The sequence below is a fragment of the Ruegeria sp. HKCCA0370 genome, from assembly GCF_013033705.1.
Classification (GTDB): domain Bacteria; phylum Pseudomonadota; class Alphaproteobacteria; order Rhodobacterales; family Rhodobacteraceae; genus Ruegeria.
This window is the reverse complement of the sequence record NZ_WQEP01000001.1, coordinates 528,539-540,939: the sequence shown is the minus strand read 5'-3', so window position 1 is coordinate 540,939 and position 12,401 is coordinate 528,539. Positions and strand designations below refer to the sequence as shown.

Genomic DNA, 12,401 nt, shown 5'->3' with positions numbered 1-12,401 from the left:
AATCTCGGGGGCTTTTTTTTGTCAAACGCAAGACACATGTCGCGAACGGAGCAAAGCAGATGACACGTGAGATGACCGGCGCAAAGATGGTGGTTCAGGCCCTCAAGGATCAGGGCGTGGACACGGTATTCGGATACCCCGGTGGCGCCGTGCTACCGATCTATGATGAGATCTTTCTGCAAAACGACATTCGCCACATTCTGGTGCGTCACGAACAGGGCGCGATCCACGCCGCCGAAGGCTATGCCCGATCGACGGGAAAACCGGGCGTCGCGCTTGTCACGTCCGGCCCCGGTGCCACCAATGCAGTCACCGGTCTGACCGATGCGTTGCTGGATTCGATCCCGATCGTCGTTCTGACCGGGCAAGTCCCGACCTTCATGATCGGATCGGATGCGTTTCAGGAGGCCGACACCGTAGGCATCACCCGCCCCTGCACCAAGCATAACTGGCTGGTGAAGGACACGGACTCGCTGGCTGAAACCCTGCACGAGGCATTCCATGTCGCCACCTCGGGCCGCCCCGGCCCGGTGCTGATCGACATCCCGAAGGATGTGCAGTTCGCGTCGGGCGAATATGCCAGCCCAAAACCTTCGACCTCGCATTACCAACCCGCGATGAAAGGAGATTTGGAAGAGATTACCGAACTGGTTGCCGCGATGGAAACCGCAAAGAAGCCGATCTTCTACACCGGCGGTGGCGTTATCAATTCCGGCCCCGCGGCAAGCCAGTTGCTGCGTGAACTGGTGGATGCAACGGGCTTTCCGATCACCTCAACCCTGATGGGTCTGGGCGCCTATCCCGCCTCGGGCGAGAACTGGCTGGGGATGCTCGGCATGCATGGCCTTTATGAGGCCAATATGGCGATGCATGATTGCGATCTGATGATCAATATCGGTGCGCGGTTCGATGACCGGATCACCGGGCGCATCGATGCGTTTTCGCCGAACTCGAAAAAAGCGCATATCGACATCGACCCGTCCTCGATCAACAAGGTCATCCGGGTGGACATCCCGATCGTCGGCGATGTGGCGCATGTGCTCGAGGATATTCTGAAGATCTGGAAGTCGCGCGGCCGCAAGACGGACGCCGCGAATGTCAAACAATGGCAGAACCAGATCGCCGAGTGGCGCAAGATCAACTGCCTGGCCTTCACCAACAGCGAAAAGTCGATCAAACCGCAATACGCGCTGCAACGCCTTGAAGAACTGACAAAAAAGCATGATCGCTACATCACCACCGAGGTGGGTCAGCACCAGATGTGGGCGGCGCAGTACCTTGGGTTCGAAGACCCCAACCGATGGATGACATCGGGTGGTCTGGGCACGATGGGTTATGGGTTCCCCGCCTCGATCGGCGTGCAGATGGCGCATCCGGAGGCTCTGGTGATCAATGTCGCCGGCGAGGCCAGCTGGCTGATGAACATGCAGGAAATGGGCACCGCCGTTCAGTACCGCCTGCCGGTGAAACAGTTCATCCTGAACAACGAACGCCTCGGCATGGTCCGTCAGTGGCAGGAGCTGCTGCATGGCGAGCGCTATTCACATTCCTGGTCCGAGGCCCTGCCCGATTTCGTGAAACTGGCTGAGGCCTTTGGCGCCAAAGGTATCCTGTGTTCCGACCCCGCCGATCTGGATGACGCGATCATGGAGATGATCAATTACGACGGTCCGGTGATCTTTGACTGTCTGGTCGAAAAGCACGAGAACTGCTTCCCCATGATCCCGTCGGGCAAGGCCCATAACGAGATGCTGTTGGGCGAGGCGGAAACGCAGGGCGTGATCGATAGCAAAGGCTCGGTTCTGGTTTAACAAAATTCGACGGATTTGGTTGAGCGCCGCGCTGCGCCCGACCTGTCAAGGATGATGAAAGGGACGTAAATGTCTGCCCTACATATCAAAAAAGGCTCTACACGCCACTCGGCCTATAACCTACGGCCCACCTTCTCGGACGTTCAGGAACGCCATACCATCGCGGTTCTGGTCGAAAACGAGCCCGGAGTGCTGGCCCGTGTCATCGGCCTTTTCTCGGGTCGTGGTTACAACATCGAAAGCCTGACGGTGGCCGAGGTTGATCATACCGGCCACCTGAGCCGCATCACCATCGTCACCACCGGCACGCCCCAAGTCATCGAACAGATCAAGGCGCAGCTTGGCAGGATTGTTTCGGTGCGTGACGTGCATGATCTGACCGTCGAGGGCGCCTCGGTCGAGCGTGAACTGGCGATCATCAAGGTCGTCGGCGAAGGCGACAAGCGGGTCGAAGCCCTGCGACTGGCGGATATCTTCCGCGCCAATGTTGTCGACAGCACACTCAATTCCTTCATCTTCGAAATCACCGGTGCGCCCGACAAGATCGACGCATTTGCCGACCTGATGCGCCCGCTGGGCCTGATGGAAATCGCGCGTACCGGCGTGGCGGCCCTGCTGCGCGGCGATTGATCGAACTGTCCCGCCTTGGCGCTTGTCTTGCAGCCAAGGCGGGAACACTTTTTAGGGTGGCTGGTTCTTTCAAATTCAACTCTTGCGATCTGAATGCGCTATAATTGCCATAAGGTCGGCTTTTCCCCAAAAAGATCAGGCATTTTCAGATAAAGCCTATTGCCTTTACACATGAGGGCGTTAGCCTCGAAGCTGCAACGCGACGTGGGGATACGTTGCTTGGGGTCATTCTGTACGATTTAAAAATGCACTGGGCTTCGGCTTCAGTGCGACGATGGTTTCTTTCAGAAACTAAGCAAGACGTGGGCACCCATGACTGACGATATTCGTAGTCCGGCCGAGATTCGCGCAATGTTTGGTGCGAACCTTCGGCAATTGGCAAAGCGATATCGCTCGATCTCGGCGCTGTGCCGACAACTTGGCGTAAACCGTACCCAGTTTAACAGATATCTTTCCGGTGAAAGCGTACCCAGACCGGATGTGCTGGACCGTATATGCAGGTTTTTCGATGTCGATGCCCGCATTCTTCTGAAACCGCTGGACGAGATCGAAAAGATCGAAGAACACCCCGCAACGCCGGCCCTGACAGAGTTTCTGGGCTCGGGTGCGGATGCGATCGAGAAATCCCCGTTTTCACCCGGGTTCTACGCGGTGATCGAAAGCCTGTCGGCTGAACACCGGATGACCCTGCTGCACGCCCGACCCCTGGCCCAATGTACGTTGATCCGTGGTTACGTGTCGCGTGCGGCAATGCCCGAGGCACCCCCGAAGGCGCGGGAGATACAGGGGATAGCGGCCGCAAGCGGTGACACTGTCTATATGCTCACCTCCCAGCGGGAAGGTCACAACAGCCGGGTCTATCTGATCTCTCCGGACCCTACGGGAACGGCAGTTCATTGGCGTGGGTCGGTCATCAGCCCGACGAATGCGACAACGCCCGAACCCGTTGTGCTGAAATACCTTGGGCACGACTCGACGGCCATCTTTGCTGCTGCGCGATTGTCGACGAACAACGTGGCTAAGCACCTGTAACCTACCGTCTCAGGTAGGTGTTTTCCCTTCATCATTCTGCGTGATCTGCCGGTACAGATGCCAACTGGCATGTCCCAGCAACGGCAGAACCACCAGCAACCCCAGAAACCAGGGCACCATCGCCAGAAATGTCAGCACCGCGATGAAGGCACCCCAGGCCAGCATCACCGGAAAGTTCTCTGACACGTAGGTAAAGCTGGTGATCATGGCCGTTACGAAGTCCAGCTCGCGGTCCAGCAGCAGAGGGATCGACAGAACGGTGATCATGTACAGAACGGTCGCAAAAACCGCCCCGACGGCGGTGCCGACGGCCAGCATTGTCAGGCCATTCAGTGTCAGAAACACCTCAAGCGAGGTCGACACGTTGGTCATCGTCGCCAAACCCATGAACAGGGCAAAAATCATGTGCCCCAGAAAAAACCAGAAAAGAAACACGACAACTATGATCGCGCAGATCGAGGGCAATTGTCTGCGGCTTTGCTGCATCACGACCCCGAAGATCGCGCCAAAATCGAGCGGCTCTCCTTGTTCCAGCCTGTGCGATACCTCGTACAGACCAACAGCGGCAAACGGGCCGATCAGCGGAAACCCGATGGCCGCCAGCACCAGCCAAAAGGTTGTTCCGGTCTGAACTGTCACCCATGCCATCGCCCACCCGGACAGTACGTAAAACCCCGCAAAAATAAGTCCGAACAGCGGTGCGCGGCGAAAGTCGGCCCAGGCGCGCTGCAATGCCGTACGCAGCATGGCGGTATCGACCGGTCGCATATCCGGAACACCAAAGGGTTTGTCCATGTTGTCTTCCTCCTCCCTGACCGGCGCTATGGCATCGCCGGCCGCTTGTTCGGCCAATTGGTTTCGGCGTGGTAAGCCGCACCGACTGACAATAGTTTCCGATCCGATCCTCTGGGCCCGAACAATTGAAACCCCATCGGCAGCCCCTGCGTGCCAAACCCCGCGGGCGCAGCAAGACATGGCAGGCCGATCAGGCTGACCGGTATCGTGACATGCATCCATCGGTGATAGGTATCCATGGCCCGGCCCGCGATCTCTGTCGGGTAAGGCAAATCAACCGAAAACGGCCAGATCTGAGCAGACGGCAGAACCAACGCGTCAAACTGTTCGAACAGGTTCGCCGCGCAACGGAACCATTCCGAGCGGATGACACTGGCGTGGTGTACCTCCATTGCACTCATTGCCAGACCCCGATCCAGTTCCCATTGTGCTGAATCTTTCAAATCTTCCTTTTGCGACGCCAAGGGTTCCAGCCCGGCGGCCACGCTGAACGACCGCAGGGTGATCCAGCTGGTCCAGAGTTTTTCGGCATCGAAAGGCGGGGCGACGTCCTCAACCCGCGCGCCACGTGTTTCGAACACGTCCATCGCGTCTTTACAGATGTCAAGAATACCGGGCTCGGTCGGAAAAGCGCCGCCCCAGTCGCCAAGCCACCCGATCCGCAGCCTTTGCAGATCTGCGGCGGTCACCGGCGACACCGGCGCACTTTCAACGGCCAGCGGCAAGCGCGGGTCCGGGCCCGAGATGACATCAAGCAGAACACCCAGGTCTTCGGGGCAGCGCGCCATGGGGCCCAGTGTCGACAACTGGTGCAAAAAGCTGTCCCCGACGGGATCGGAAGGCACCCTGCCCCAGCTTGGCCGAAAGCCATAAACGTTGTTCCAGGCAGCAGGGTTGCGCAAGCTGCCCATCATGTCCGAGCCATCGGCCAGCGCAACCATGCCCGTCGCCAAGGCAACCGCCGCCCCGCCGGATGAGCCACCGCAGGTACGGTCGGCATCATAAGGGTTGCGCGTCGCCCCATAGACCGGATTGAACGTGTGCGATCCCAGCCCAAATTCCGGCGTATTGGTTTTGCCGATCAGGATGGCACCGGCTTGCCGCATCCGGGCGGCGATCAGATCGTCGCTGGCTGGCACGTGGTCTTGAAAAACAGGTGATCCTTGCGACGAGACGACACCCGCCACATTCACAAGATCCTTGACTGCGATTGGAAGACCGTGCAGCGGGCCGGTGATCGGGCCGTCGTCACAGGCCTTCGCCTCGGCCATCAAACCATCTGAATCCCTCAGCGCCACGATGGCATTCACCTCACCATTGACCTTGGCGATGCGATCCAGCGTGGCCTGCATCACGTCCGAGGCTGAAACCTGCCGGTTGGCCAACTGTTTCAAAAGGTCTGTAGCCGATATCCGGGTCAGGTCCATGACGCGCCAATCCATTGTCGTTTCCGGCAGCCTAGCGGGCAGCTCGGATCATTTAAACCCACTGTTTAAATGTATCTTTTCAGCGTCGTCCCAGACGGCAATGTCAGCGCGCTGATCTGCGAAAATGCAGGTTGCTGTCAGCCCCAAGCCAGTAGCGCAGGCAAAGAACGATCACGAGGCAGCTGAGCACCAGCCAGATCCCACCCCACAACATGGCAGACCCACCGAATTCCTCGGCCAGCATGAATGCATCCGAGCGCGCGCCAGACCGTCGGATCGTGTCATCGAAGATGTCGAAAGGGACATAGATCATGCTGGTCAATCCGATCACGCGCAGCACCAGATCGCTTGCATCGGGGCGCAGATACCACGCCGCAGCAATCATCGCAGCCCCGGTTCCGATGCTGAAAACAAGGGCGAACGGGTCGCGGATATACAGCACCGCCACCAGACACATGACGCCGCCAAAACCCGCCAGAACGGCGCGGTCGGCCCGTGTTCGCAAGGCAAGGATCAAAAGGGCCATGCCAAGCGCCAGTGAACCAAGATACCCGGCAGACAGGCTGAGAAAGCGATTGCCGCCCCGGCCGACGACAACGCCGCCCTGTTGTGATGAGATCGAAAAGCTCTCGACCGAGCCGCCCGTCATCAGGATCGTCACCGCATGAGACAGCTCATGCAGAAAGACGACCAGTATCTTCAGTGGAACCGCAACCAGTGTATTCCAAAGCAGAAACACCAGGGCCGTGATGAGGATAAGCTGCCAATGCCCTTTCAGAACGTTCAGGAAAGGGCTGTTACGCTTCACCTCAGATGTCGCCCTGGGCCTCGGAGCGGCTCTTGCCCGCCACGTTCAGGGCCAGTGTGGCCGCCATGAAGCCGTCCAGATCGCCGTCCAGAACACCCTTGGTATCCGAGGTCTCGTAATTGGTCCGCAGGTCTTTGACCATCTGGTAGGGCTGCAAAACATATGACCGGATCTGGTTGCCCCAGCCCGCATCCCCCTTGGCCTCGTGTGCCGCGTTGATGTCGGCGTTCCGGCGGTCCAGCTCCAGTTGATACAAGCGCGATTTCAGAGCCTTCATGGCGATATCGCGGTTCTGGTGCTGCGACTTCTCGGACGAGGTCACGACAATCCCGGTTGGAATGTGCGTGATCCGCACGGCCGAGTCCGTGGTGTTCACGTGCTGACCACCGGCACCCGATGACCGGTAGGTGTCGATGCGGATATCGGCGGGGTTCACCTCGATCTCGATATTGTCGTCGACCACGGGATAGACCCAGACCGAACAGAACGAAGTGTGCCGCTTGGCCGCCGAGTCAAAAGGCGAAATCCGCACCAGCCGATGTACGCCGCTTTCGGATTTCAGCCAGCCATAAGCGTTGTGCCCCGAAATCTTGTACGCAGCGGATTTGATCCCTGCCTCTTCGCCCGGGGTTTCGGACTGAAGCTCGACCGTATAGCCTTTTTTCTCGGCCCAGCGCACATACATCCGCGCCAGCATCGAGGCCCAGTCGCAGCTTTCGGTTCCGCCCGCGCCCGAGTTGATCTCGAGGAAGGTGTCGTTGCTGTCGGCCTCACCGTCAAGCAGGGCCTCAAGCTCTTTCTTCGCGGCCTTGGCCTGAAGCGCCTTGATCGCGGCTTCGGCGTCCTGGACAACTTCTTCGTCTTCTTCCAGTTCGCCCAGCTCAATCAGTTCGATATTGTCGCTTAGATCGGTTTTGATGGCCTCGTAGGTCTCGATCGCGTCGACCAGCATCTGCCGATCGCGCATCAGTTTCTGCGCCTTTTCGGGATTGTCCCACAGGTTGGGATCTTCGACACGCGCATTGAATTCCTCAAGGCGATGCGGCGCGGTCTCATAGTCCATGCGCTGCGCCAGCAGCTCCAGCGACTTTTCGATTTCCGCCACAGTGTTCTGGGTTTCGGCGCGCATGGTCTTGTCCCAACTTGCTCAATCAGGCCTGCGTGATAGCAAGAGGTGCGAGACACCACAAGACGGGCTGAGCGTGAATGCAAGGCACATTCAAAGAGTTTCTGGACCGATGGGAATTGCATCAACCGGAACTGGTTGCCGAGACGGCCCAGGCGCGGGTGTGGAAGGTACAGTCGGAACACGGGCCGGCCGCCCTGAAACTCTATCGCAGACCGGATCGCGGCAACGAAGAACCCGGGACCGCTTTGTTGAAGGCCTGGCATGACCGGGGAGCGGTTCGGGTTCTCAACGAGGAACGGAATGCCGTTCTGATGGAATGGCTGGAAGGCCCGTCTTTGGGGGACATTGCGCGGGCAGGACGCCCTGAAGACGCTGTTGCGATCCTTGCAGAAACGGCGGCGCGCCTGCATGGGAAGGCCACCGCTGACGTCGGTGGCTTGAAACCCCTGAACCAGGTGGTCGCCCCTTTGTTCGGCTGCGCCTTTGCTCCGGCCTGCCCAACCCTTCTGCGAAAGGACGTGCTGTCTGCCACGAATCTGGGTCAGCACCTGTTGATCAGCCAGCCCACGCCGGTGCCCCTGCACGGCGATCTTCACCCGGACAACATTATTCTGACCCACAATGGCCCGCGGATTTTCGATGCCAAAGGATATGCAGGAGATCCGGCCTTTGAACTGGCAAATGCACTGCGGCACCCAAAAGGCATGACCGAATTGGTGCGCGATCCCCGGCAGATCGAAACCTGCCTGTCGCTCTATTCCGAAGCCATGAATGTTTCAGAGGAACGGCTGGCCCAATGGGCAGCCGTCAAATGCGCCTTGTCCATCTGCTGGCGATCCGACGGTGCCATCGAAAACGACCCGGAAGCCGACCTTTTGCGCCTTTTTCTGGACGTGGCCGATTAGTAAAGACCGCCGGTACTCAGATCGCCTTGCGTGGCCTTGGGGCCGACCGTGATGGTTTGACCGGTGGAGGTTTGAACCTGCACACCTGCGCGCTGCGCTTCCTCGAACAAAGGCAGGTCGGAACCAATCGCAAAACCACCGTCATAAACACGGTCGATGAACCCATCGACACCGTCGCGGAAGAACTCGGCCACGACATAGTCGCCAGTGGCGTCATCCGGCAGGCGGGCGCCGCTGAAACGGTCGATTTTGATAAAGTGACCACCTTCTGGAACCTTGAACGGCCCACCGCCATACTTTTCGACGGCTTTTTCCATGAAGCTCTGGAACACCGGGCCGCACAAGGTACCACCATAAGCCCCCCGTCCCATCGGGCGCGGGCGGTCGTAACCGATATAGCAGCCAGCCACGATGTTCGAGGTGAAGCCGATGAACCACGCATCCTTGGATTCGTTGGTGGTTCCGGTCTTGCCGGCCGTCGGCACCGGCAAGTTCACATAGCGCGAGGCGGTGCCGCGATCCACCACGCCTTTCATCATGGACGTCAGCTGATAGGCCGTGATGGCATCCATGACCTGCGCGCGGTCCGTGACAAGGGTTGGGGCCTCGTCGGGCTCGAGCCAGGTCGAGTTGCAATTCAGGCATTGACGATCATCATGACGATAGATGGTCTTGCCGAACCGGTCCTGAATACGGTCGACCAGTGTGGGTTCAACCCGCTGACCCCCGTTCGCGAACATCGCATAAGCCGCGACCATCTTGTACAGCGTCGTTTCTTCGGACCCCAGCGAGTTTGCAAGGAACGCGCCCATCCGGTCATAGACGCCAAAGCGTTCGGCGTAGCCTGCAACCACCGGCATCGTGACCTCTTGGGCCAGACGGATGGTCATCAGGTTCCGCGACTGCTCGATCCCGGTGCGCAAGGGCGTCGGCCCGTAGAACTTGTTCGACGAGTTCTTGGGCCGCCACAAGCCCTGTGGCGTGTTCACCTCGATCGGTGCGTCCACAACGATGGTTGCCGGGCTGTATCCGCTGTCCAGCGCGGCGGCATAGACAAAGGGTTTGAAGCTGGACCCCGGCTGGCGCTGTGCCTGCGTGGCGCGGTTGAAAACGGTATCCTGATAAGAAAACCCGCCCTGCATCGCCAGAACTCGGCCCGAGTTCACATCCATCGCCACAAAGGCGCCCTGAACTTCGGGCACCTGACGGGCAGACCACTGCCCCTCTTCGCCCTCGACAACGAGGATCACATCACCGCGCTTGAAGTTCGCCGCAAAATCACCCTGCATCCACTTGATATCGGACCGCGGAATGGTGCCATCCGCAGGGCCGTCTTCGATCCCGACGGTAAGTTGCTGATCCGAGACATTCAGAACCACGGCGGGATACCAGCGGGTCGGCAGCACCACATCGCGCGGGATTTCCAGAAGCGACAGCGCCTCGCGCCACTGCGCTTCATCCGCCAGTTTTTCTTCCGAGATCACTTCGCCGGTGCCGCGCCATTTCCCGCGCGACCGGTCATATTTTTGCAACGCCGTGCGCAGGGCCTTTGCGGCCTCGACCTGCATTTCTTCGTCCACCGACGCACGAACCGTGAAGCCGCCGGTAAAGAACTCACCTTCACCAAAGTCCTCGCTCAGTTGGCGACGGATTTCATCGGTGAAGTAGTCGCGCGGCGGCAATGCGGTGCGGAAGCTTTCGAAATCGCCGTTCTGAACCGAGCGCAGCGGCATCTCGACCTCGGACTCATAGGTCGCCTGATCGATGTAACCGTTCTGGTACATCTCGCGCAACACATAGTTTCGGCGGGCCAGCAGGCGTTCCTTTTCCCGAACCGGGTGGTAATCCGACGGCGCCTTGGGCATCGCGGCCAGCATCGCGGCCTCGTGCGGGGCCAGTTCCTGCAAGGTCTTGTTGAAATAGGTCTGCGCGGCGGCCGTCACGCCGTACGAGTTCTGACCCAGAAAGATCTCGTTCAGGTAGAGCTCAAGGATCTGCTCCTTGTCCAGGGTATCCTCGAGCCGGGTGGCCAGGATGATTTCCTTGATCTTGCGTTCCGCCCGGCGGTCGCCCGACAACAGGAAGTTCTTCATCACCTGCTGCGTAATGGTCGACGCACCGCGCACGGTACCGCCTTTGGTGCGCACCGCTTCGACACCTGCCGCGACGATGCCGCGTGGGTCGTAACCCTGATGGGTATAGAAATTCTTGTCTTCCGCCGAAATAAACGCCTGCTTCACCAGATCGGGAATTTCCGCGGACGGCGTGAACAGGCGGCGTTCCTGCGCAAATTCGTCGATCAACTGACCTTCGCCCGAATAGATCCGGCTGATCGTCGGGGGCTTGTACTGGGCCAGGGATTCGTGGCTGGGCAGGTCCCGGCCATACATCCAGAAGACCGCACCGATCACCAGTGCGACCATGAAAATACCCAAGGTAACGATACTGAAGATCGCCCCGAAAAACGAAAGAATGAACCGGATCACGTTACTGCCTTTTTCTCGCGGTGGTGCCTATATAGTGTTGCACCGCCCAAGGGTCAAAACACCAAGCGTATTCTAGCCGTTTTGCGTCGCAAGGTCACTGGCCAATCAGGGATTTGCGGATCACATCCTGCTGACGCCAGTCTTCGATCCCCTGAAAGATACCCAAGGCCATTTTCGCCCGCCATTCCGAATCCCTGAGGTTTTCTCGATCTCTGGGGCTCGACAGAAATCCAAGTTCGACCAAAACAGACGGAATATCGGCCGCCTTGAGCACCGAGAACGAAGCGGTCCGCAGCGGTTTTCGGTTCATCGGCCCGCCTTGCTGGGCCATCCCGTTGGCGATCGCGCTGGCCAAGGACCTGGTCCGCGGCATCGTTTCCTGGCGCGCCAGATCAAGTAGAACATCGGCCACCTGATCATCGGCACCATTCAGATCGATACCCGAGATCAAATCCCCCCGATCATGCCGCTCGGCCAGTTTTGAACTGGCCACATCCGAAGCATCGGCCGACAGGGTATAAACGGCAGCCCCATGGGCCTGACCTTCCGAAAGGGAATCCGCATGCAGCGAAATGAACAGATCCGCGCCAGCCCGATGCGCCAAGGCAATCCGGCGCTCCAACGAGACGAACTGGTCGTCAACCCGGGTCAGGACCACCTCATAACCTCCTGATCGCAAGAGAACTTCGCGCAGTTCGCGGGCAAAGGTCAGCATCAGGGTTTTTTCATCAACGCCGTCGATTTCGGCACCCGGATCGATCCCGCCATGCCCCGGATCGAGCATCACGCGCAACGGCCGGTCTGCCGAGCGCGCCGATGCCTGCGGCACATCAGCTGGCTCCGGCAGGTCCCATCCCGGGTTGCGCGGCGCACCTGCGGTTGCGTTGAACGTATCAAAATCCGTGCCCTTGAGGTTGAGAGTCAGCAAAGCCGCCCCCGAAACCTCGGAAACTGACAATTCGGCAGTGTCTACGGCCATCGGAGCGCCCAGTTCCAACACCAGCCGCGACCAACCCGGAACATAGGCTCCGAATTGCACGCCGCTGACGCGTTCGGATTGCAGGAAATCCGTTCGGTTCAGCCCGGTCCAATCCACTTCGTTGAAGTCCAGAACCATCCGGTACGGATCCTGCAAGGTGAAGATCCGGTACGGCACCCCCTGGCTCAGGCCGATATCCACGCGAACGCCAGTTCGCCCCACATCCGTGATGCGGCTTTGGTCGGGCTGAACGCGTGCCAGCGCGCTGAAATCCTGCGCGACGGCACTGCCGCACAGCGCCCAGATCAGGGCGATGCAAATGAAGATCCTGCTCATGGCCTCAAGTTTTCCCGAGATCGTTTGCCGGGCAGCCTATACCACAAGGGCTGATTTGTGAAC

10 protein-coding genes are annotated in these 12,401 nt (G+C 59.2%); 4 read left to right on the top strand and 6 right to left on the bottom strand.

Annotated elements, in window-relative coordinates:
- The first annotated feature begins 59 nt into the window (after positions 1–59).
- From GOW31_RS02695 to GOW31_RS02685, 3 genes are all read left to right on the top strand, one after another.
- Complete coding sequence (locus tag GOW31_RS02695) at positions 60–1,811, top strand: acetolactate synthase 3 large subunit (protein WP_171167698.1); 1,752 nt, start codon at positions 60–62, stop codon at positions 1,809–1,811.
- Between the two features lie 69 nt (positions 1,812–1,880).
- Positions 1,881–2,441, top strand: a complete 561-nt coding sequence (gene ilvN / locus GOW31_RS02690; RefSeq protein ID WP_117868667.1) for an acetolactate synthase small subunit — start codon at positions 1,881–1,883, stop codon at positions 2,439–2,441.
- A gap of 312 nt (positions 2,442–2,753) precedes the next feature.
- Positions 2,754–3,473, top strand: a complete 720-nt coding sequence (locus GOW31_RS02685) for a helix-turn-helix domain-containing protein (protein WP_171167696.1) — start codon at positions 2,754–2,756, stop codon at positions 3,471–3,473.
- Between the two features lie 9 nt (positions 3,474–3,482).
- On the opposite strand, the gene GOW31_RS02680 is transcribed toward GOW31_RS02685, so the two are convergent.
- The 4 genes from GOW31_RS02680 to prfB all read right to left on the bottom strand — a co-directional run bounded on the left by GOW31_RS02680 (position 3,483) and on the right by prfB (position 7,632).
- On the bottom strand, positions 3,483–4,268 hold the full coding sequence (locus GOW31_RS02680; protein WP_171167694.1) for a DUF2189 domain-containing protein: 786 nt from the start codon (positions 4,266–4,268) through the stop codon (positions 3,483–3,485).
- A gap of 26 nt (positions 4,269–4,294) precedes the next feature.
- The gene (locus GOW31_RS02675; RefSeq protein WP_171168649.1) at positions 4,295–5,695 is read right to left on the bottom strand and encodes an amidase; all 1,401 of its coding nucleotides are present in this window, start codon (positions 5,693–5,695) and stop codon (positions 4,295–4,297) included.
- Positions 5,696–5,798: 103 nt separating this feature from the next.
- Positions 5,799–6,503 carry a M50 family metallopeptidase gene (locus GOW31_RS02670; RefSeq protein ID WP_371813697.1) on the bottom strand — a complete coding sequence of 235 codons (705 nt, stop codon included), beginning with the start codon at positions 6,501–6,503 and terminating at the stop codon, positions 5,799–5,801.
- 1 nt (position 6,504) lies between these two features.
- Entirely contained in the window at positions 6,505–7,632 is a 1,128-nt protein-coding gene (gene prfB, locus GOW31_RS02665; RefSeq protein ID WP_171167691.1) for a peptide chain release factor 2, read from the bottom strand.
- A gap of 77 nt (positions 7,633–7,709) precedes the next feature.
- Between prfB and GOW31_RS02660 the strand changes: the two genes are divergently transcribed.
- A complete protein-coding gene (locus tag GOW31_RS02660; protein ID WP_171167689.1) occupies positions 7,710–8,537 on the top strand; it encodes an aminoglycoside phosphotransferase family protein in 828 nt (275 codons plus the stop codon).
- On the opposite strand, the gene GOW31_RS02655 is transcribed toward GOW31_RS02660, so the two are convergent.
- Positions 8,534–11,023 carry a PBP1A family penicillin-binding protein gene (locus GOW31_RS02655; protein ID WP_171167688.1) on the bottom strand — a complete coding sequence of 830 codons (2,490 nt, stop codon included), beginning with the start codon at positions 11,021–11,023 and terminating at the stop codon, positions 8,534–8,536. The genes GOW31_RS02660 and GOW31_RS02655 overlap by 4 nt on opposite strands.
- Positions 11,024–11,117: 94 nt before the next feature.
- Complete coding sequence (locus tag GOW31_RS02650) at positions 11,118–12,338, bottom strand: N-acetylmuramoyl-L-alanine amidase (RefSeq protein ID WP_171167687.1); 1,221 nt, start codon at positions 12,336–12,338, stop codon at positions 11,118–11,120.
- Positions 12,339–12,401: the final 63 nt, after the last annotated feature.